Source organism: Nitrincola schmidtii, assembly GCF_008973715.1.
In the GTDB taxonomy this organism is placed as follows: domain Bacteria; phylum Pseudomonadota; class Gammaproteobacteria; order Pseudomonadales; family Balneatricaceae; genus Nitrincola; species Nitrincola schmidtii.
On the sequence record NZ_WBOL01000002.1, the window covers coordinates 146,120 to 167,106 of the forward strand.

18 protein-coding genes are annotated in these 20,987 nt (G+C 46.4%); 12 read left to right on the top strand and 6 right to left on the bottom strand.

Features of this window, described 5'->3' with window-relative positions:
• Positions 1-20 precede the first annotated feature (20 nt).
• The 12 genes from murD to mutT all read left to right on the top strand — a co-directional run bounded on the left by murD (position 21) and on the right by mutT (position 15,005).
• On the top strand, positions 21-1,373 hold the full coding sequence (gene murD, locus F7R24_RS02495) for a UDP-N-acetylmuramoyl-L-alanine--D-glutamate ligase (RefSeq protein WP_151669666.1): 1,353 nt from the start codon (positions 21-23) through the stop codon (positions 1,371-1,373).
• Positions 1,370-2,596: a putative lipid II flippase FtsW gene (gene ftsW / locus F7R24_RS02500; protein WP_338087079.1), complete on the top strand. Its 1,227-nt coding sequence runs from the start codon at positions 1,370-1,372 to the stop codon at positions 2,594-2,596. Before murD ends, ftsW begins: the two co-directional genes overlap by 4 nt.
• The gene (murG, locus tag F7R24_RS02505) at positions 2,593-3,678 is read left to right on the top strand and encodes an undecaprenyldiphospho-muramoylpentapeptide beta-N-acetylglucosaminyltransferase (RefSeq protein ID WP_151669667.1); all 1,086 of its coding nucleotides are present in this window, start codon (positions 2,593-2,595) and stop codon (positions 3,676-3,678) included. Before ftsW ends, murG begins: the two co-directional genes overlap by 4 nt.
• Positions 3,675-5,123, top strand: a complete 1,449-nt coding sequence (gene murC, locus F7R24_RS02510) for a UDP-N-acetylmuramate--L-alanine ligase (RefSeq protein WP_151669668.1) — start codon at positions 3,675-3,677, stop codon at positions 5,121-5,123. The genes murG and murC overlap by 4 nt, the downstream gene beginning before the upstream one ends.
• Positions 5,120-6,079 (top strand): D-alanine--D-alanine ligase, encoded by a 960-nt coding sequence (locus F7R24_RS02515; protein WP_151669669.1) that lies wholly within the window; start codon positions 5,120-5,122, stop codon positions 6,077-6,079. The genes murC and F7R24_RS02515 overlap by 4 nt, the downstream gene beginning before the upstream one ends.
• A gap of 1 nt (position 6,080) precedes the next feature.
• The gene (locus F7R24_RS02520; RefSeq protein WP_151669670.1) at positions 6,081-6,902 is read left to right on the top strand and encodes a cell division protein FtsQ/DivIB; all 822 of its coding nucleotides are present in this window, start codon (positions 6,081-6,083) and stop codon (positions 6,900-6,902) included.
• Positions 6,889-8,160 (top strand): cell division protein FtsA, encoded by a 1,272-nt coding sequence (ftsA, locus tag F7R24_RS02525; RefSeq protein ID WP_240775949.1) that lies wholly within the window; start codon positions 6,889-6,891, stop codon positions 8,158-8,160. Before F7R24_RS02520 ends, ftsA begins: the two co-directional genes overlap by 14 nt.
• A 60-nt stretch (positions 8,161-8,220) precedes the next feature.
• Positions 8,221-9,372: a cell division protein FtsZ gene (gene ftsZ / locus F7R24_RS02530; RefSeq protein ID WP_151669672.1), complete on the top strand. Its 1,152-nt coding sequence runs from the start codon at positions 8,221-8,223 to the stop codon at positions 9,370-9,372.
• Positions 9,373-9,501: 129 nt separating this feature from the next.
• A complete protein-coding gene (lpxC, locus tag F7R24_RS02535) occupies positions 9,502-10,416 on the top strand; it encodes a UDP-3-O-acyl-N-acetylglucosamine deacetylase (RefSeq protein ID WP_151669673.1) in 915 nt (304 codons plus the stop codon).
• Between the two features lie 198 nt (positions 10,417-10,614).
• Entirely contained in the window at positions 10,615-13,353 is a 2,739-nt protein-coding gene (gene secA, locus F7R24_RS02540; protein WP_151669674.1) for a preprotein translocase subunit SecA, read from the top strand.
• Between the two features lie 22 nt (positions 13,354-13,375).
• Positions 13,376-14,596 carry a bifunctional glutamate N-acetyltransferase/amino-acid acetyltransferase ArgJ gene (gene argJ, locus F7R24_RS02545; protein ID WP_151669675.1) on the top strand — a complete coding sequence of 407 codons (1,221 nt, stop codon included), beginning with the start codon at positions 13,376-13,378 and terminating at the stop codon, positions 14,594-14,596.
• Positions 14,565-15,005 (top strand): 8-oxo-dGTP diphosphatase MutT, encoded by a 441-nt coding sequence (mutT, locus tag F7R24_RS02550; protein WP_276613230.1) that lies wholly within the window; start codon positions 14,565-14,567, stop codon positions 15,003-15,005. Before argJ ends, mutT begins: the two co-directional genes overlap by 32 nt.
• 2 nt (positions 15,006-15,007) lie before the next feature.
• On the opposite strand, the gene F7R24_RS02555 is transcribed toward mutT, so the two are convergent.
• Genes F7R24_RS02555 through F7R24_RS02580 form a run of 6 tightly spaced genes read right to left on the bottom strand, consistent with a single transcriptional unit; the run spans position 15,008 to position 20,855 of the window.
• Positions 15,008-15,403 carry a Na+/H+ antiporter subunit G gene (locus F7R24_RS02555; protein ID WP_151669676.1) on the bottom strand — a complete coding sequence of 132 codons (396 nt, stop codon included), beginning with the start codon at positions 15,401-15,403 and terminating at the stop codon, positions 15,008-15,010.
• Positions 15,404-15,412: 9 nt separating this feature from the next.
• Positions 15,413-15,682 carry a K+/H+ antiporter subunit F gene (locus F7R24_RS02560; protein WP_151669677.1) on the bottom strand — a complete coding sequence of 90 codons (270 nt, stop codon included), beginning with the start codon at positions 15,680-15,682 and terminating at the stop codon, positions 15,413-15,415.
• Positions 15,676-16,179, bottom strand: coding sequence for a Na+/H+ antiporter subunit E (locus F7R24_RS02565; protein ID WP_151669678.1), 504 nt, complete (start codon positions 16,177-16,179; stop codon positions 15,676-15,678). The genes F7R24_RS02560 and F7R24_RS02565 overlap by 7 nt, the downstream gene beginning before the upstream one ends.
• 1 nt (position 16,180) lies before the next feature.
• The gene (locus F7R24_RS02570) at positions 16,181-17,704 is read right to left on the bottom strand and encodes a monovalent cation/H+ antiporter subunit D (protein WP_151669679.1); all 1,524 of its coding nucleotides are present in this window, start codon (positions 17,702-17,704) and stop codon (positions 16,181-16,183) included.
• The gene (locus F7R24_RS02575; RefSeq protein WP_151669680.1) at positions 17,704-18,060 is read right to left on the bottom strand and encodes a Na+/H+ antiporter subunit C; all 357 of its coding nucleotides are present in this window, start codon (positions 18,058-18,060) and stop codon (positions 17,704-17,706) included. Before F7R24_RS02575 ends, F7R24_RS02570 begins: the two co-directional genes overlap by 1 nt.
• Positions 18,060-20,855, bottom strand: coding sequence for a monovalent cation/H+ antiporter subunit A (locus F7R24_RS02580; RefSeq protein ID WP_151669681.1), 2,796 nt, complete (start codon positions 20,853-20,855; stop codon positions 18,060-18,062). Before F7R24_RS02580 ends, F7R24_RS02575 begins: the two co-directional genes overlap by 1 nt.
• Positions 20,856-20,987: the final 132 nt, after the last annotated feature.

A 20,987-nucleotide genomic window follows, 5' to 3' on the forward strand; every position in this document is an offset into this window, starting at 1 on the left:
ATAGGTTAAAGGAGCTACGAGTGACACTTATCGCATCAGATACTCGACGCATTGTGATCGGTCTGGGACAGACTGGTTACGCCTGTGCGCGTTATTTGTCGGCCAAAGGAGCCGATTTTGCGGTAGTAGACACGCGTGAAAAACCGCCTTTAGCGGCGCAGTTTTATCGTGAATTTCCACAAGTAGAGTTACGTTGTGGTGAATTAGACGCAGACTTCCTATCACAAGCCACAGAGCTTGTCTTAAGCCCAGGGGTGGCTAAATCATCACCTGCTATTCAATTTGCGCTACAACATGGTGTCCGTGTCATTGGTGATATTGACCTATTTTGTCGTGAAATAGATGCACCTATTGTGGCGATAACCGGTTCTAACGCGAAAAGTACCGTGACGACCTTGGTTGGTGAAATGGCAAAGGCTGCCGGGGTTAAGGTTGCGGTTGGCGGCAATATTGGTACGCCGGTATTGGATTTACTGGCAAATGATCCAGCTGATCTTTACGTGCTTGAATTGTCGAGTTTCCAGTTAGAGACGACTCATGAACTCAGAGCTCAAGCTGCAACTGTACTTAATATCAGTCCAGATCATATGGACCGTTACCCTGATCTACAGAGCTACTATCTGGCGAAACACCGAATTTATCGTGGTTGCCGGAATGCCATCATTAATCGAGATGATGCATTAACGGCTCCATTGGTTTCTCAAGGAATGAAGACCATTAGTTTTGGCTTATCTGCACCTGATTTGGGTCAGTTTGGCATGGCAGAGCATGAAGGTAGTACATGGCTGTTTAAAGGATTATTTCCTTTGATGCCGGTTGCAGAGCTAAAAGTATCGGGTGCCCATAATGTGGCTAACGTACTCGCTGCCCTAGCCTTAGGAGAGTCTGCCGGTCTGCCAATGCAGGCAATGTTGCAGGCCGTTCGAGCATTTAGTGGTCTAAAACACCGTTGCCAATGGGTGGCTGATAAACAGGGTGTTAGCTTCATCAATGACTCTAAAGGTACCAACGTGGGTGCTACCTTGGCTGCCATACAAGGCTTGGGCTTGATGTTAGAAGCGCAGCAAAAGTTGCTGGTTATTCTAGGCGGTGTAGGCAAAGAGCAACAGTTTACAGAGCTTAAGGCTCCCTTAGCTGAACATGCTCGAGCCGTGATTTTAATCGGTAAAGATGCTGATCAAATCGCATCAGATTTGGAGGGGCTGACAGTAATCAGAGCGTCTTCACTCGACAATGCCATTGAGCTGTCGTTAGAACACGCTGTTGCAGGCGATACTGTGTTGTTATCTCCCGCCTGTGCCAGCTTCGATATGTTTAGTGGGTATGAGGATCGTGGTGATCAATTTATCAAGATAGTGGAGGCACTATCATGATGAATGTCATTACTAAAGGCCCTTGGCCAAGTGTTCTGGATATGCCGAAGGGTAAACTTTCGTTTGATCCGTACTTGTTGCTGACGGTTCTAGCGCTCATGCTGATTGGTTTTGTGATGATCTCTTCAGCCTCAATGGATGTTGCTGCACGTGATTTTGGATCGCCGTATCACTTTATTATGCGTCAAGGTCTATTCATGATTTTGGCACTGATAACACTAGCCGTCGTTTCAGTTATTCCGATTCACTTGTGGGAAAAATTCAGTGTACCGCTTCTCGTTATTGGTGGTTTCACCCTGCTATTGGTATTGATCCCCGGTATAGGTCGCGAAGTCAATGGAGCACGTCGATGGATAAGTCTAGGATTCTTTAATCTACAAGTTTCAGAATTGGCCAAAATCTTCATGGTGGTTTATATCTCTGGTTACTTGGTTCGACGTCTGTCTGAAGTTCGAACCACTTGGTCTGGCGTCATGAAACCAGCACTTCCTATGGCTATCTATGTTGGCTTGTTAATCAGTCAGCCAGACTTTGGTGTGACAGTCGTTCTAATGTGTACTGTCATGGGTATGGTGTTCTTGAGTGGCATGAGATTTTTTCAGTTTATTGTTGTACTAAGTGCTGGTGTTGCTATGGCGGTATTTTTAGCAATGACACAACCCTATCGCGTACAACGATTAAAAACATTTTTGGACCCTTGGGCTGACCCCTTTGGTGCGGGTTATCAGTTATCTCAAGCACAGATCGCTTTTGGTCGTGGTGAATGGTTTGGTACAGGTCTCGGCAACAGTATTCAAAAGCTTTTTTATCTACCTGAAGCACATACTGACTTTATCTATTCGATTCTAGCTGAAGAGCTTGGTCTGGTCGGCGCGTTGATTGTTGTGTTGCTGTATTGCTTTTTGGTGTATCGAATATTTGTCACCGGTCGCCGTGCTGAAACACAGCAACGTTTCTTTATGAGCTATGTCTGTTATGGCTTCGCATTTATTTTCGCAGGGCAAGCGCTAATCAATGTCGGAGTCAATGTAGGAGCCTTGCCTACCAAAGGTTTAACACTGCCACTATTAAGTTACGGAGGCAGTAGTTTGTTAGCTTCTGCAGTGATGATCGCGATCATTTTACGCATCGATTTTGAACTGAAGCAAGCCGCCATTGAAGAAATGGTTAATAGCCAAAAAGGGAAGCTCAGAAGTAAAACGGCTAGGAGGGTCAGTGCATGAATCAAGCAACTTCTAAAACACTCTTAGTCATGGCGGGCGGAACCGGTGGTCATGTATTTCCTGCGCTAGCAACTGCCGATCTATTGCGTGAACAAGGCGTTCATGTGGAATGGCTAGGAACAGAAAAAGGTATTGAAGCGCGAGTCGTTCCTGCTGCAAATATCAAACTCAATACCATTCCTGTCACAGGGCTAAGAGGCAAAGGCCCACTTAAATTACTAACGGCGCCATTTAACTTGTTAAAAGCCTTATTGGCTGCACGTAAAGTGATTAAGCAGTTGCAGCCTGATGCCGTGTTAGGCATGGGTGGTTTTGCATCAGGTCCTGGTGGCTTAGCTGCGTGGTTGATGGGTATCCCCGTCGTCATTCATGAACAAAATGCTATTCCGGGTATGACTAATAAAGTGTTAGCTCGCACAGCAACACGAGTATTACAGGCTTTCCCTGGAGCTTTTAGTGACTGTGAAGCTAAAGACACCATTGGAAATCCAGTACGCGGACCTATCTTAGAATTGGCTGAGCCTGCGGTTCGTATGCAGGGTCGCACTGGACCCATCAGACTCTTAGTGGTGGGCGGAAGTTTAGGTGCTCAGGCCATTAATGAACGTGTTCCAGCAGCTTTAGCAGAGTTACCAGAAGATCAGCGCCCAGAAGTATGGCATCAAACAGGTCCGATGCATTTAAAAGCCACCCAGACTTTATATTCGTCTTTGGGGGTTAACGCTCAAGTTGTGCCATTTATTGAAAAAATGGACGAAGCCTTTGCTTGGGCTGACTTAGTAATTTGTCGTTCGGGTGCCTTAACGGTAAGCGAAATTGCGATCGCGGGTGTGGCGGCTGTTTTGGTTCCTTTCCCCTTTGCAGTGGATGATCACCAAACGGCGAATGGACAGTTTTTAGCGGATGCTGGCGCGGCTGAGTTGGTGCAACAGGACCAGTTAACGACTGAAAAGTTACTTGAATTATTAACACGATTAAATGAGCGCGAACGCCTACTTAGTATGGCAAAACTCGCTCGCAAACAAGGTAAACCAGATGCGGGTCAACAGCTTGCAGATGTGTGTTTAGAGGTTATGGCATGATAAAAAACGGCAATGTAGGCATTTACGAAGTACCCGAGATGCGCCGTATTCGTCAAATACACTTTATTGGTATTGGTGGCGTGGGTATGTGTGGTATTGCCGAAGTGCTGCTTAACCAAGGTTATCGCATCAGCGGATCTGATATGAAAGATTCGGTGGTCACCGATCGTCTTGCCTCCTTGGGTGCAAAAATTAACATTGGTCACCAAGAAGAAAACATTGCAGAAGCCGATGTTGTGGTTATTTCAACCGCTGTTTCTGAAGAAAACCCCGAATTCAAAGCAGCCAGACAGCATCGTATACCGGTAGTGCGTCGTGCTGAAATGCTGGCTGAGTTGATGCGCTATCGACATGGCATAGCCGTGGCAGGAACACATGGTAAAACTACGACCACCAGTCTACTTGCATCGATGATGGCTGAAGGTGGCTTAGATCCTACTTTTGTCATCGGTGGTCGATTAAACAGTGCCGGTACCAATGCTCAATTGGGTGGAAGTCGTTATTTGGTGGCGGAAGCGGACGAAAGTGATGCCTCGTTTTTACACCTTCAACCGATGGTGGCCATTGTGACCAATATCGATGCCGATCATATGGATACCTATGGCGGTGACTTTAATGTGCTCAAGCAAACCTTCGTTAACTTCTTACACAACCTGCCTTTTTATGGATTAGCTGTGTTGTGTACTGACGACCCTGTGGTGTCAGAAATACTGCCAAGTGTCAGTCGTCCCATTTTAACTTATGGTTTCAATGAAGAGGCCGATTTTCGTGCCACGAATTTGCGCATGAATGGGTTGCAAACACACTTTACCGTCGAGCGTCCAGCAGGTCATAACGCATTACAAGTCACCTTAAATATGCCAGGCCGTCACAATGTTCTTAATGCTCTAGCATGTATTGCCGTTGCCACCGATGAAGGAATCAGCGATGACGCAATTTGTCAGGCATTAGAAGGTTTTGAAGGTGTTGGAAGACGCTTCCAGATTTTAGGTGAAGTCCCTGTGAATGAAGGAAGTGTCACTTTAGTGGATGACTATGGTCATCATCCACGAGAAGTTGAAGCGGTTATACAAGCGATTAGAGACGGATGGCCAGATCGTCGTTTAGTGATGATTTATCAACCGCATCGCTATACCCGAACACGCGATCTATATGAGGATTTTGCCCGCGTATTATCGGAAACCGATCTGCTCTTAATGTTAGAAGTCTATGCGGCCGGTGAACAGCCGATTCCAGGAGCGGATACGCGTAGTCTGTGTCGATCCATTCGACAACGAGGTGTTGAACCTATTTTTGTAGAATCGACAGATGATCTACCTGACCTGCTGACAACCTTGTTGCGCCCAGGTGATCTGTTGTTGACTCAAGGTGCTGGAGATATCACTACTTTAGCGCATCGTTTAAGTCAGTTGGACCTCAGTGGGTCTCAAGAGAGTAAGGCATGAGTGACTTTACAATTTCAGCTGAAGAAGCAGCCGCCTTTGGCAAAGTGGCCGTTCTGATGGGAGGCGATTCTGCAGAACGCAGTATCTCTCTTCGAAGTGGAGCCGAAGTACTTAAAGGGCTTAAAGCGGCTGGCGTAAATGCTTTTGAAATTGACCTATGTGCTGAAGGTGCTGATCCCGTAGAGCAATTGCTGACGGCTGAGTTTGATCGAGCTTTCTTAATTCTGCATGGCCGTGGTGGCGAAGATGGCACATTGCAAGGTCTGTTAGAAATGTTGAAAAAGCCCTACACCGGAAGTGGTGTCGCAGCGTCTGCATTGGGGATGGATAAATTACGCTGCAAACAGTTGTGGATAGGAGCGGGTTTTCCGACCCCCGCTTTTGCAGAGCTCAATGATGCTACGGACTTAAATCAAGTTGCTAAAGATTTAGGTTTCCCTTTGATGGTTAAGCCGGTTCATGAAGGTTCCAGTATCGGTATGAGTCGAGTGCTGGATTTGGGCCAGTTGAAAGCGGCATATGAGGAAGCGGCTAAGTATGACCATCAGGTCATTGCGGAGCAGTGGATTCAGGGAGCCGAATACACCATGGCCATCCTGAATGATCAGCCTTTACCTGTGATTCGTTTAGAAACCACGCACGACTTTTATGATTTTAACGCCAAGTATGAAGCTAACGACACGCGTTACCTGTTTGATCATCAGCTGAGCGATCAGCGCTATGAAGTGCTGCAGAGTTTGGCTTTACGCGCCTTTCAAGCGGTTGGTTGTCGTGGCTGGGGGCGTGTTGACTTGATGATGGACAGTCAAGGTGAATTTCAACTACTGGAAGTGAATACCCTTCCTGGAATGACAGACCATAGTTTGGTTCCTATGGCTGCTCGTCAAGCGGGTAAGAGCTTTTCACAACTCGTTGTAGAAATACTTCGCACTGCGCGTTGTGATCGGGAGCGTTAAGATGAACTTGTCACTGCCTTGGTTAAAGCAAGAGGTTGAACCGGTCAAGCCGATCCGGGGTGCTGTAGCCGTGCGCAGACAAGAAGCAGTGATTCCCGAAACTACGAGTAGCGTGAAACGAGTGACGATTCTTCTTTGTTCACTTGCACTATTCGTAATGGTCATGTTGCTGCTGGCGGATAAAGCTCTGGCATGGCTGGATCAACCGGTCAGTGAAGTCAGTATCAAAGGTCAAACACGACATTTGAATGGGCAAGAGTTAGCGACACAGCTGGCTCAAGAGATCAGAGCACCTTTGTTGTCGCTTGATGTGCGCACACTTAGAGATGAAGCACTTGCTAATCCTTGGGTACATATGGCTGAAGTTCGTCGTCAATGGCCAGCTGCCATCCAAGTGAATATTGCCGAGCAAGTCCCTGTGGCACGCTGGGGTGAGCGAGGCCTGCTTAATCATCAAGGGGATATCTTCTGGCCTGATTTAAGTGCTGGATATGAGTTTTTACCTCGTTTGAATGGGCCAGCACACGAAACTCGCGCCATTATTGCTCAGTACCATGACTTAAGTGTGCTCTTCTCCAGTTATGGCATTCGCATCAAAGGTCTTTCGTTAGAGAGTCGTGGTGCTTGGAACCTAGAGCTAGACAATGGCATTCAGCTTGTTGCCGGAAGAGAGCAGTTGATGCCAAGGCTGCGACGCTTTCTCAGTATTTATGATGCTCAGTTAGCAGATGTGGCAGATCAAATAGAACAGATTGATATTCGATATACCAATGGTGTGGCCGTTCGATGGCGCACTGAAGAGAGGCAGGATGATGCAGGATAAACGCGCAGCGTCAGATCATAATATGATCGTTGCACTCGACATAGGGACATCCAAAGTGGTGTGCCTAGTCGGTGAGGTGTGTGCAGATGGCGGGATCGAGATTGTCGGTGTCGGCTCACAGCCATCACATGGAATGAAACGAGGCGTCGTCGTCAATATTGAATCGACCGTAGCTGCTATTCAGCGAGCTGTTGAAGAAGCAGAGCTTATGGCCGGTTGTAAGATTCATTCAGTGAGTGTTGGCATAGCGGGTAATCATATCAGCAGCCTTAACTCGCATGGGATTGTGGCTGTAAGAGATAGAGAAGTATCAGAATACGACTTGGAACGTGTGATTGATGCGGCACGGGCTGTTGCAATACCCGCAGATCAACGCATTCTTCATATCCTTCCTCAAGAGTATCTGATTGATACACAAGAAGGAATTAAAGAACCTCTAGGAATGTCCGGTGTCCGATTGGAGGCTAAAGTCCATTTGGTGACCGGCGCTTCGAATGCGATTCAAAACATCGATAAATGCATTCGCCGCTGTGGGCTGGAAGTGGATGCCATCGTACTGGAACAATTAGCATCCAGTTATGCTGTGTTGGCTGAAGATGAGAAAGATTTAGGTGTGTGTATTGTTGATATTGGTGGTGGCACTACTGATATTGCCGTCTTTACTGATGGTTCAATTCGTCATACCGCAGTGATTCCTATTGCCGGTGATCAGGTGACCAACGACATTGCCATGGCGTTGCGTACCCCCACACAGCATGCCGAAAAGATAAAAATAAAATATGCCTGTGCACTGGCACAGTTAGCACGAGCCGATGAAACCATCAAAGTGCCCAGCGTTGGTGATCGACCTGCACGGGATTTATCACGTCAGTCACTGGCTGAAGTGGTCGAACCGCGTTATGAAGAGTTGTTTACCCTAGTTCAAGCCGAACTTCGGCGTTCAGGTTTTGAAGACCTGATTGCTGCAGGCATCGTGTTAACTGGGGGAACGTCCAAAATGGAAGGTGCTGTGGAGTTGGCGGAAGAAATTTTTCATATGCCAGTCCGACTTGCTTTGCCTCAGGGGGTTAGAGGCATGGAGTCATTACTAAAAAATCCTATTTATGCAACAGGAATCGGGCTTCTGCATTATGCAAAAGCAGAACAGAAGCCAACCGCTAAAGAAAGTGTGCCGGAGATGCGTGAGAAGCGTCTAGAGCGGCCGCAAGTAGGTGACTTGATGAGTCGAGTAAAAGACTGGTTTAAGCGCCATTTTTAACAGAATTATTGATATGTGTAGTGCCGGAAGGTAAACGCAGGCCTGCCAAGGGAGAAAAAGATGTTTGAATTAATCGACAATGTACCTCAAGAAGCCGTTATTAAAGTGATTGGTGTTGGTGGCGGCGGTGGTAATGCCGTTCAACACATGGTTTCGGATGACCTAGATGGTGTTGAATTTATCTGTGCCAATACAGACGCACAAGCACTGGAGCGCTTATCAACTCGAACGGCTCTGCACATCGGTGGCGGCATGACGAAAGGCTTGGGCGCGGGTGCAAATCCAGAGGTGGGTCGTAAAGCTGCTTTGGAAGATCGTGACCGTATCGCAGAAAGCCTAAAGGGTGCTGACATGGTCTTCATCACCGCTGGCATGGGTGGTGGAACCGGAACAGGTGCTGCACCTGTCGTGGCTCAAATTGCCAAAGAGATGGGCATTCTGACAGTAGCGGTTGTTACGCGCCCTTTCAAATTTGAAGGCCGTAAGCGCATGTTGATTGCTGAAGAAGGTATTCGTGAACTGCGTGAACATGTTGACTCCTTAATCATCATTCCAAATGAAAAGTTAATTGCCGTACTAGGTAAAAATTGCAGCTTAATCACTGCATTTAATACCGCTAATGATGTCTTGAAAGGTGCTGTTAAAGGTATATCTGACCTGATTACGTGCACCGGTATGATTAACGTCGATTTTGCTGACGTTAAAACCGTGATGTCTGAGATGGGCATGGCGATGATGGGTACAGGTGTTGCCAAAGGTGATAAGCGTGCTCAGGAAGCAGCACATGCGGCGATTAGAAGTCCCTTGTTAGAAGACATAGATCTGAGTGGAGCGCGCGGTATTCTCGTGAATATTACCGCAGGCCTAGACCTTAGCTTGGGTGAGTACAGCGAGATCGGTGAAATCGTTGAAGCCTGTGCGGCAGCAGACGCTACGGTGGTTGTGGGTACGGTTATTGATCCTGATTTAGATGGTGAGCTTCGTGTCACTGTGGTAGCGACAGGTTTGGATCGTCCAAGAGAGAAAGAGTTTCAGTTGGTTTCTTCTGAAGCGCCAAAGGTAGAAGTGCGTCCAGAAGAGATTGAACTTCCTTCTGTATTGCGTCGCCAAAAGCAAGAAGCCCTGTTAGATAAACCTGAGTATCAAGAAGGTAAACGTAAAGATTACGGTGATCTGGACATTCCTACGTTCTTAAGACGCCAGGCAGATTAATGCTTGATTTCCTTCACGCTTGTACTCATTAACGTTCAAGCAATGAAGGGGATAAAATGATTAAATTGCCTGATTTAGGTAAGATCTGTTATCATTTAGCGATAAATTAATCTCATTTAGTGAGTAGAGATGATCAAACAACGTACTTTAAAAACCAGTATTCGTGCGACCGGCATCGGACTTCACAGTGGTAAGAAAGTTTACCTCACGCTACGTCCTGCTCCTGTCAATACGGGTATTTTGTTTCGTCGCGTTGATTTAGATCCAGTTTCCGAGATTCCCGGTAATGCCTTAAATGTGGTCGACACCGTGCTATCAACCAATCTCTCTGTGGGTGGTGCAAGAGTCGCAACAGTCGAGCATTTAATGTCTGCATTAGCGGGAATGGGAATAGATAATCTCTTTGTCGATCTCACGGCTGAAGAAGTACCCATCATGGATGGTAGTGCAGCTCCTTTCGTGTTTCTGATTCAATCTGCCGGCATTGAAGAACAAAATGCACCTAAGCAGTTTGTTAAGATACTCAAAGAAGTTAAAGTCGAGTTAGACGGTAAATATGCTAGTTTTAAGCCCTATGATGGCTTTAAAGTTGGATTTAGAATCGAATTTGATCACCCGGCTTTTTCAGATAGACATTTAGAATCGAGCTTTGATTTTTCGACCACTTCGTTTGTACGTGAAGTCAGTAGAGCAAGAACCTTCGGTTTTATGCGCGATATCGAATTTCTGCGTTCACAAAACTTAGCCCTCGGTGGTAGTTTTGATAATGCGATTGTTGTCGATGACTTTAAAGTGCTAAACGAAGAAGGTTTACGTTACGAAAATGAATTCGTTAAACATAAAATGCTGGATGCGGTTGGTGACTTGTATTTAGTCGGTAAAAGCTTAATTGGCGAGTACTTTGGTTACAAATCAGGTCATCATCTGAATAACTTGTTGTTAAGAAAACTGCTAGAAACACGAGATGCATACGAAATAGTGACCTTTGAAGAGGTCGAGCAGTCGTCACCGATTGCTTTCTTGCGTCCGGCAGTTGCAGTCTGATTTAGATAGAGTGGCTTAACGCCATCATTTCAGACATAAAACCGAAAAAAGCCGGCAAATTGTCCGGCTTTTTTTCATTCAGGGCTTGAACAATCGCACCTGAAACTCAATTATCTATGGAATCCATAGTAGAATAGTGCCTCGTGACTGCGAAGAGCGCAGCGCGAATAACAACCAATAGACGGTAAAAGTTGAATTATGCTCACATCACTGTTGAAAAAGGTCTTCGGAAGTAAAAACGATCGCGAACTCAAACGTATGAGTCGTATCGTAAAAGAGATAAATGCACTGGAAGCGCAAATGGAACAGCGCAGTGATGATGAGTTAAAAGCACTCACCGCTAGCTATCGAGAGCGCTATGAGGCAGGTGAGGCGCTTGCAAAACTGCTTCCAGAAGCCTTTGCAAACGTCAGAGAAGTGTCTCGTCGTGTCATGGGTCTGCGCCATTTTGATGTGCAGATGATTGGGGGTATTACCCTACATGATGGCAAAGTTGCTGAGATGAAAACCGGTGAAGGTAAAACGCTAGTAGCAACCTTAGCGGCTTATCTAAACGCGATTAGCGGCAAGGGTGTTCATGTGGTAACTGTGAACGACTACCTTGCTAGTCGAGATGCCGAATGGATGAGACCACTCTATGAAGCACTGGGTTTATCGGTGGGCGTGGTTATCTCTGGTCAGGATAACACGACCAAGCGTGAAGCCTATGCCTGTGATATTACCTACGGTACTAACAACGAATTCGGCTTTGATTATTTGCGCGACAATATGGCATTTAGTGCCGAAGATAAAGTACAGCGTGGCTTTAACTTCGCCATTGTCGATGAGGTTGACTCTATCCTGATCGATGAAGCCCGTACTCCGCTGATTATTTCTGGTCCTGCTGAAGATAGTTCAGCTATGTATGCTCGCATCAACACTCTTATTCCGAAATTAAAGCAGTTCTTCGGTGAAATCGACGTTAAAGATGACACTCAAGTTATCGATGAACACTTTGCCGTAGACGAGAAAAACCGTACGGTTGAATTAACAGAAGCGGGCCATCAGTTGGTTGAAGATCTGTTAATTGAAGAAGGGTTACTTAAAGAAGACGACAGTCTATATGCATCCGGAAACTTAAACCTGCTTCACCATGTATTGGCAGGCTTGCGTGCTCATTACCTGTTCCAAAAAGATAAAGACTACATCGTACAAAATCAGCAAGTGGTTATCGTTGATGAGCACACTGGTCGTATTATGCCGGGTCGTCGCTGGTCAGAAGGTTTGCATCAAGCGGTTGAAGCCAAAGAAGGCGTTAAAATCCAGATGGAAAGCCAAACTCTGGCATCAACTACTTTCCAGAACTATTTCCGTTTGTACGAAAAACTGTCTGGTATGACCGGAACGGCAGATACCGAAGCCTTCGAGTTGCGTCAAATCTATGGTTTAGACGTTGTGGTTATTCCAACCAACCGTCAAGTACAGCGTACTGATTATAACGATTTGGTCTATCTGACCATTGAGGAGAAGTTTAACGCTATCGTTAAAGAGATTCGCTACTGCCAAGAGAAGGGTAAGCCTGTTCTAGTCGGTACCGCTTCGGTAGGCTCTTCTGAAGTGCTATCGAAAATGCTGACCAAAGAGAAAATTCAGCACAACGTATTGAACGCCAAGAACCATGGTCGTGAAGCCAGTATCATTGCGGATGCAGGGCGTCCAGGTGCGATCACTATCGCAACTAACATGGCCGGTCGTGGTACTGACATTATGTTAGGCGGTAAGTTAGAAGCGGAATTGGCTGCATTAGAGAATCCAACACCCGAACAAATTGAAGCCGCGAAAGCCGATTGGCAAAAACGTCATGATCAGGTGGTTGCCGCAGGTGGTTTGCATATCATCGGTACGGAGCGCCATGAATCACGTCGTATCGATAACCAGTTAAGAGGTCGTGCGGGTCGTCAAGGTGACCCAGGTTCATCACGCTTCTTCCTATCAATGGAAGATGATTTGATGCGTATCTTCGCATCAGATCGAATTCGCCAATTCATGCAAGCCTTAGGCATGGAAAAAGGTGAAGCCATTGAACACAAGATGGTCAGCAATGCGATCGAGAAAGCACAGCGTAAAGTGGAAGGTCGTAACTTCGATATCCGTAAAAACCTGCTTGAGTATGATGATGTTGCCAACGATCAACGTCGCGTAATTTACGAGCAGCGTAATGAGTTGATGTCGAGCAATGACATTTCTGAAACCATTAATGCGGTTCGTGAAGAAGTTGTCGAGAACACCGTTAGCGAATACATAGCGCCGGAAAGCTTGGCAGAAACCTGGGATATTCCTGGTTTAGAGAAAGCGATGCAGTCGGAGTTCGCGATTGAATTGCCCATTCAGCAATGGTTGGATGAAGACACTCAGCTGCATGAAGAGCCGTTACGTCGCCGAATTCAAGAAGAAGTTAACAGCCGTTACCAAGAAAAAGAAGCTGTGGTGGGTGCCGAAACCATGCGCCTGTTTGAGAAACAGGTAATGTTACAGGTGCTGGATACGCTTTGGAAAGAGCATTTGCAAACCATGGATTTACTGCGCCAAGGTATCCATTTACGTGGTTATGCACAGAAAAACCCTAAGCAGGAATACAAGCGCGAATCTTTCCAGTTGTTCCAAAACTTATTGGAAAATATCAAAAAGGATGTGGTGCGTATTATCAGTCACGTGAAAGTGCGCGAACCTGAAGATGTTGAAGCGATCGAACGTCAGCGTCGTGAAGCCGCCGAGCGTCAAAAAATGAACTTTGAGCACTCCCAAGCCAGCGCGATGCAGCAAAATGACCAGCCGGATGCTTCGGGACAGCAAGATAAGCAAGAACCCTTTGTTCGCGATGTGCCCAAGGTAGGTCGAAATGAACCTTGCCCATGCGGATCAGGTAAAAAATACAAACAATGTCACGGCAAGATCTAATCAAGCCTAAGAGGAAAGATTCATGGCAGTAGGTGCTGAAAAACAACTGGAACTGCATCCGGTTAAAGGGTTTCGTTTAGGAATCGCATCCGCAGGCATTAAAAAGCCCGGTCGTCGTGATATTGTCGTGATGGAAGTACCGGTTGATTCAACCATCGCTGCCGTGTTTACCCGCAATCAGTTTTGCGCTGCGCCGGTTGTCTTGTCTAAAAAACACCTTGGAAGCGGTGCATTAACCCGCTACTTTTTGGTCAACACTGGCAATGCGAATGCCGGTACAGGTAAACAAGGTTTACAAGCTGCACTAGACACTTGTGCAGCCTTAGCAGAGCGCGTCAAAGTTGACGCGGAATCGGTTCTGCCTTTTTCAACCGGTGTTATTGGCGAGCCTTTACCAGTAGAAAAAATTGTTTCTGCTTTGGATGATGCTATCGCTGATCTTGATGAAAATCATTGGTTGGAAGCCGCTCACGGGATTATGACCACTGATACACGTCCAAAAGGACACAGTGTCGTGATCGAGCATCAAGGTAAGAAGGTAACCATTACGGGTATCTCTAAAGGTTCAGGCATGATTATGCCGAACATGGCGACGATGCTTGGGTATGTGGCAACTGACGCCATTGTAGACCAGAACTTGTTACAGCGTTTACTTAGCCAAATTAATGATCAGTCTTTCAATCGTATTACCGTTGATGGCGACACCTCGACCAATGATGCCTGCATGTTGGTGGCTACCGGTCAGAGTGAAGTTGAAATTACCGATTTAGAACCAGCAATGATGGACAAGTTTGTTGCCGGTTTACGAGAAGTCATGCTGGAATTAGCTCATGCCATTGTCAAAGATGGTGAGGGTGCGACAAAGTTTGTTGAAGTGCGTGTAGAACGTGCTGCCAATACTGATGAAGCGTTAAAAGTCGCATATACCATTGCACATTCTCCCTTGGTGAAAACTGCACTCTTTGCCAGCGATCCTAATTGGGGACGTATTCTTGCCTGTGTCGGTCGTGCCGGTGTGCCTGATTTAGACGTTGATGAAGTCAATATTTGGCTTGATGAGGTTGCTATTGTCTCTCAGGGTGGTCGTGCGCAATCCTATACCGAAGAGCAGGGGCAAGCGGTGATGAATAAAGAAGATATTCTGATTCGCGTATCCTTAAATCGTGGTCAGGTAAAAGATAGTGTCTGGACGACGGATCTGTCCCACGACTATGTCAAAATCAATGCCGAATACCGCTCTTAATAGCGCGTTACTGCATGTTGCCGCAGCGGTTATCTATAACCCTGCTGGCAACATCCTGATTGCTCGCCGCCCTGAACATAAGCATAAGGGTGGGTTATGGGAGTTTCCAGGTGGAAAAGTAGAAGCGAATGAAACAGCCTCAGATGCCTTAGCGCGGGAGCTATACGAGGAGCTAGGTATCATTAACATTACATCTAAGCCGCTGATTCAGATTACTCACCATTACCCAGAGCGATCTGTGCTACTGGATGTCTACAGCGTAACTGCCTTTAGTGGTGAAGCCTTAGGCTGTGAAGGGCAACCCATCCAATGGGTCAAGCCAGAAGCCTTGCTAGATTTTCCCTTTCCTGAAGCCAATCTACCTATTATCGAAGCTGTGCTGAAGTTACATAACCTCAGCATTTGCTAAAACTAGGCTTTTGGACTTTCGACCTTTTCAGTAGTTTGAGGAGGTGCTAGCTGCTGAGAAGCAGGGTCCAGCAGCTCTTGTCCACGAGTTCTTGAAATCATCTTTAGCTTCTGATGCAGTGCTGTTTTTGCCATCATATGCGCACTAACAGGTGCAGTAATGAATAAGAAAATAGTGATCAATAACTCATGAACGCTGATATGACCCGGCTCTCGAAGGGTAAAGAGAATCATTGATGCGATCAGTAATCCTCCCATACCTAGCGTCGTTGCCTTAGTGGGTGCGTGAAGGCGCATCATAAAATCAGGCAAGCGCATCAGTCCGATAGAACCAACCAAGATAAACCCTCCGCCAATCAGCAGAAAGATCGATACAATGAGTTCTAGTACAAAATTCATAATGAGTGCCTATTCAATGATGTCGCCACGAAGAAGATACTTGCACAGGGCGGCTGTGCTAACAAAGCCAAGCATGGCAATCAATAAAGCAGCTTCGAAATAAAGGGTTGAACTTAGCCAGATACCTAACAGAATAATCAACGCGATACTGTTGATATACATGGTATCAAGTGCCAACAAACGATCCGCTAAATCAGGGCCGGCAAACAGACGCCATAAGTTTAGTATCAGTGCAATGACCACCATGATGCTGACAAGGATGACGGTAAAACTCAGCATGAGAAAATCTCCATCAAGGGTTTTTCATAGCGTTCTTTGATTGTTGCAATCAACTCCGCCTCATCTGTCATGGTTAGCGCATGAATATACAAAAACTTACGACATTGGGATACTTCAGAACTAACCGTGCCTGGTGTTAACGAAACGGTACTCGCCAGTAAGGTAATGGGTAGATCACCTTCAATATCTAAAGGCATAGCGATCAGCGCTGGATGAAGCTGATCAAGAGGTCCTAATACCTGACGAGCCACTTCTAGGTTAGCTGTCACGATATCTCCAAGCACCATTAACGCATATCGCGCCGTCTTGATAGGTTTGTGCAAAGCGGGTTGGGGTTGGCTTAGGCCAGAAGTTAACATGGGAATGCCGAGTGCCAAAAATGCACCCAATACCAAGTGTCCTGGCGCTACCGTGTTATTCAAAAGTAACCAGGTCACAAACAGCAGCATACTGTGATAGGGCATCGGAAGCCATCGAAAACGGGGCTTAGCAAGCATCTTAGTAGCCTCCTGGGTTATGTGTCAGTGTTGGCAAAAGTGCATCAACTGATAAAGCTGGATCAAACAAAACCGCAGCGGCTGCAGTGGTGATTGCAGTAATAGGTCCTGCAAAAATGACCATCAAAGGTGAACAGCTGAGTAATAAAATAATAGCGATTAATTTAGCGCGAGGTACTGTTTCGCCTTCATCATGAATACTGGAGACGCGCCAAAATAGGGTTGTACCTGCCCGAGAAAGCGCAATGATGGCTGCTAAACCAGCTAATAAAATTGCACTCCAAGACCATCCCATCGCTGCGCCAGTATCTGCTGATTGAAGTAACAGGGCTTTACCGATGAAACCAGAAAGCGGTGGCATACCAACCATAGCAACGGCGGCTACAAAAAACAAACCTGCCAATAAGTCACGCTGTTTCATCTGTCTAGCTTGTACGAAGCGATCTTCGGCTTTACCGCGTTGACGGCTAACCAAGTCAGCAATTAAAAACATGGCAGCAGAAACAAAGGTGGTATGTAGAAGATAATAGAAAGCAGCACCCGCAGCTTGCTCAGTAGCAATCGCTGCTCCGACCAGCAACGTACCCACCGAAATCAATATCATATTGGCCGTTAGTAAGCGTAAATTCGAACTGGCCAAAGCACCCACTGCACCCGCAAAAAGCGTCAGGATAGCAATTGGCCATAACCAATATTGAGCAATATTCGCAAGTTCGCCAGCATTTTCACCGAAAATAACCGTATGAACGCGGAAAATGCTGTAAATGCCCACTTTGGTCATGATAGCAAACATGGCTGCTATCGGAGCGCTTGCAGAGGCATAAGTGCGTGGTAGCCAGAAGTGCAGTGGCAACATGGCTGATTTTAAGCCAAACACGACCAATAGCAGCAATCCGGCGACCTTAACCAATAATTGATCATCTTCACTGAGCAGGTGAAGTTTATTGGCCATATCCGCAATATTCAGTGTGCCTAACATGCCATAAAGAATACCTAAGGCAATCAAGAAAATACTGGAGCCGACTAGGTTCAAAATAACATAGTGCAAACTGGCTTGAGTTTTATGCTTACCGCCACCGTGCACTAAAAGGGCATAGGAGGCGATGAGTAGAATCTCGAAACAGACGAAAAGATTGAATAGATCGCCTGTCAAAAAGGCACCATTGACCCCTGAAATCAGTAACAAAATCAGCGTGTGGTAGTACATGCCTGTTTCGTCATCACCTGAGCAGGCAAACAAAATGGCTGCAAACCCTAATATTGAAGTCAGCAACACCAGTAATGCAGCCAAGGGATCAGCAACCAGTGCGATACCAAAAGGTGGTTGCCAATTGCCGAGCATGTAAAGCTGTGTACCTTGGCTATAACTGGTGTGCAGTAACGTAATCGACACCAAGATCAATAACAGTGACGTAAAAATAGCAAAGATTCGCTGCCGGCTCAGGGAGTTTTGGATGGGCGGCAACAACAGCAATAGACCACCAAAGATTGGCAGTAAAAAGGGTAAAATAACCAAGTGTGACATCAGTTGCGCTCCTTGTCAGACAAGGAAGAGTGATCCGGTATGCGGCCATCGACATGATCATTACCCAAGTCACCGCGACCTCTCATAGCAAGAATCACCACAAAAGCGGTCATGGCAAAACCTATAACAATGGCGGTCAGTACTAAGGCTTGTGGAAGTGGATCGCCGTAAGCATCAGTTGAACCAATGATTGCCGCTGAGTTAATCGACAAGCGTCCACTGGAAAATAGAAACAGGTTAACGGCATAGCCCAGTAGGGTTAAACCCACCACCACAGGAAACGTGCGGCTTCGCAGAATCATAAACACACCGCAGGTGGTCAGTACACCAACACAAAGTGCAAAGAGCATTTCCATTAGCGTTTCTCCTCAACGGTAGGTCGGTGTGTGGTGGTTAACTTACCCAAGTTTGCCAGAATCAACAGTGTTGCAGCGACTACGGTGATATACACGCCTAAGTCGAAAGCAATGGCACTGGCCAGCTCAAATTCACCTATCCACGGTAAATGGAAGTAATCAAACCAGCTGGTTAAGAAAGGCTTATCGAACATCCAGCTTCCAACACCCGTTATCGCAGAAATCAGTACACCGATGGCAATCGCCCATTGATAGTTGATGCGCAAGCGTGGTTTGATCCAATCAACACCATGTGCAATGTATTGCAGGATAATGGCCACGGCAGTGATCAACCCGGCAATAAAGCCACCGCCCGGCATATTGTGACCCCTTAAAAAGATATATGCCGAGACCAATAGTGCCAATGGTAGCAGTGATTGAGATACCGTTCTGAGAATCATTGGGTGTGAATCTTTCGTCCAGTTACGGCCTTTGAGATCACCCGAAGGCATGGAAACTTTCATGCGATTAATCAGCTTAAAGATACCCAAGGCGGCAATGCCTAAAACCAAGATTTCACCGAAGGTATCAAAACCACGGAAATCTACCAGAATCACGTTAACGGCATTCGTGCCGCCACCGCCAGGCTTACTGTTTGCAATGAAGAAATCAGAAATACTGACACCAGAACGCGTCATGATGGCATAGTTAAGCGTTGCGAATATGCCACCAATCAATGCGGCAATACCCAAATCACGTGCAACCCTTGCAGGACTGGATTCTTTGGGTGTTTGTTGTGGTAGGAAAAACAGTGCCAACATTAGCAAGATAACAGTTACCACTTCGACTGAAAGCTGCGTCAACGCTAAGTCAGGTGCAGAAAAATAGGCAAAGGCCACTGATACAACCAATCCCACCACCGACAAGGTTAACAACGAAATATAGCGCTGACGATGCCAAATGACGGTTGCGATAGCCGCAAACATCAGAATCACCGCGAGGACAAGCGCAACACCGTTCAGTGGAAGTTGCTCACGATCACCGGTAGTGGTGACCAATTGAAGCAGTGGTTTGGCAGCAAACAGAGCAACCATCACAAACAGTAGAAATAAATAGCGTTGCAATGAACCGTTCTCAAAAAACTGCTGAATGCGAACGGAGCCTCTAACGATGCATTGAATCACACTCTCAAAAACCAGTTTGGCATCGGTTTCAGGGAACTGACTCTGAAATTTAAACAGTTTACGACGGTTATGATAGATCACCACACCCAAGAACATCGCCACAATACTCATCACCAAGGCAAGGTTAAAGCCGTGCCAGATAGACAAGGAGTAGTAGGGCACTTCACCACCCAACACTGCCAGAGAGGCACTGTGCAGTAAGCCACCCACGATAAAGGCAGGGAAAAGACCCACTAAAAGACACAGACCCACCAAAATTTCGATAGGCACTTTCATGTAACGCGGTGGTTCATGAGGTGTTTTAGGTAGGTCAACGGGTTCTCCGTTAAAGAACACGTCATGAATAAACCTGAGTGAATAAGCAACAGAGAAAACGGCTGCAAGTGTTGCTAGAACAGGAATCATCCATGAGAGTGATCCTAGGGTGTGTTGTAGCAAGGTTTCAGCAAAGAACATCTCTTTGGATAAGAATCCGTTCAATAACGGTACACCCGCCATCGAAGCAGCCGCGACCATCGCTAAGGTCGCGGTATGGGGCATAAATTTCCATAAGCCGTTCAGTCGCCGCATGTCGCGAGTGCCGGTTTCATGATCGATGATACCGGCTGCCATAAATAGAGATGCTTTAAAGGTGGCGTGGTTAATGATATGGAAAATAGCTGCAATAGCCGCTAACTCAGTTCCCATGCCCAGCAGCAGGGTGATCAGGCCCAGATGGCTGATGGTTGAATAAGCTAGCAAGCCTTTAAGGTCATGTTTAAAGAGAGCGGTATAGGCTCCTAACAGCAGGGTCGCAAGCCCTGTTAGTGTGACAATGATTACCCAGAGTTCCGTTCCAGCCAGAGCAGGATAGAAACGCGCCATTAAGAAAATACCGGCCTTAACCATTGTTGCTGAATGCAAGTAAGCACTGACAGGGGTTGGTGCTGCCATGGCATGTGGTAGCCAGAAATGGAACGGAAACTGTGCAGACTTAGTAAACGCACCCAGAAGAACAAGCACCAACGCAACAGGGTAAAGGCTGTGACCGCGAATCAGGTCGCCACTTTGTAAAACGATGCTTAAGTCATAACTACCGACGATTTTGCCGATTAAAATCAAACCGGCCAATAAAGCCAAGCCACCAGCACCCGTAACCGCAAGGGCCATTCGAGCACCTTTTCGACCATCGGTGTTATTGTGCCAGAAGCTGATGAGCAGGAATGAACTGATACTGGTCATCTCCCAGAACATCCACAACTGGATAAGATTGTTCGAAAGAACAATCCCCAGCATGGCTGTCATAAAGAGCATCAAATAGGCATAAAACTTACCCATCGAGTCTTTGGAGGATAAGTAGTAACGAGCATACAAAATAATCAGTAGACCGATGCCTAAGATCAGTAGGGCAAACAAAAACGCCAGGCCATCTAAGCGGAACGACAGCTGCATACCCAGAGCAGGAACCCACTCTACCGTCGCGATTAAGGTTTCGCCTCTAAATACAGCTGGCGCTTTAAAAAGCATCAATAAGAGGGCGAGTGCGGGAGCAAAAGCTGTCGCAAATGCACAGTTGGTGCGTCCAAATTTGGCGGAAAACAATGGAGCAAGCACCCCTAATGCGGGCAACAGTGGAATCCAAAAGAGACTCATGTAGTACTGACTCCTAAAAAGCGGTCTAAGAAACGAAAATCGATCTATTCTAATATAATTACTAAAGGTAATAAAAGATTTGTGGTTTTCCTTGCTGTGAAAAATCTCATGCTTTGTTCGAATTAACTAACA

Bases quoted from the DNA above. Each gene is read 5' to 3' on its own strand.
- ftsA (WP_240775949.1), top strand. From the start codon at position 6,889: ATGATGCAGGATAAACGCGCAGCGTCAGATCATAATATGATCGTTGCA.
- ftsZ (WP_151669672.1), top strand. From the start codon at position 8,221: ATGTTTGAATTAATCGACAATGTACCTCAAGAAGCCGTTATTAAAGTG.
- ftsW (WP_338087079.1), top strand. From the start codon at position 1,370: ATGATGAATGTCATTACTAAAGGCCCTTGGCCAAGTGTTCTGGATATG.
- secA (WP_151669674.1), top strand. From the start codon at position 10,615: ATGCTCACATCACTGTTGAAAAAGGTCTTCGGAAGTAAAAACGATCGC.
- argJ (WP_151669675.1), top strand. From the start codon at position 13,376: ATGGCAGTAGGTGCTGAAAAACAACTGGAACTGCATCCGGTTAAAGGG.
- F7R24_RS02575 (WP_151669680.1), bottom strand. From the start codon at position 18,060: ATGGAAATGCTCTTTGCACTTTGTGTTGGTGTACTGACCACCTGCGGT.
- F7R24_RS02560 (WP_151669677.1), bottom strand. From the start codon at position 15,682: ATGCTGAGTTTTACCGTCATCCTTGTCAGCATCATGGTGGTCATTGCA.
- murC (WP_151669668.1), top strand. From the start codon at position 3,675: ATGATAAAAAACGGCAATGTAGGCATTTACGAAGTACCCGAGATGCGC.
- F7R24_RS02520 (WP_151669670.1), top strand. From the start codon at position 6,081: ATGAACTTGTCACTGCCTTGGTTAAAGCAAGAGGTTGAACCGGTCAAG.
- murG (WP_151669667.1), top strand. From the start codon at position 2,593: ATGAATCAAGCAACTTCTAAAACACTCTTAGTCATGGCGGGCGGAACC.
- mutT (WP_276613230.1), top strand. From the start codon at position 14,565: ATGTCAAAATCAATGCCGAATACCGCTCTTAATAGCGCGTTACTGCAT.
- lpxC (WP_151669673.1), top strand. From the start codon at position 9,502: ATGATCAAACAACGTACTTTAAAAACCAGTATTCGTGCGACCGGCATC.
- F7R24_RS02555 (WP_151669676.1), bottom strand. From the start codon at position 15,403: ATGAATTTTGTACTAGAACTCATTGTATCGATCTTTCTGCTGATTGGC.
- F7R24_RS02580 (WP_151669681.1), bottom strand. From the start codon at position 20,855: ATGAGTCTCTTTTGGATTCCACTGTTGCCCGCATTAGGGGTGCTTGCT.
- F7R24_RS02515 (WP_151669669.1), top strand. From the start codon at position 5,120: ATGAGTGACTTTACAATTTCAGCTGAAGAAGCAGCCGCCTTTGGCAAA.
- F7R24_RS02570 (WP_151669679.1), bottom strand. From the start codon at position 17,704: ATGTCACACTTGGTTATTTTACCCTTTTTACTGCCAATCTTTGGTGGT.
- F7R24_RS02565 (WP_151669678.1), bottom strand. From the start codon at position 16,179: ATGCTTGCTAAGCCCCGTTTTCGATGGCTTCCGATGCCCTATCACAGT.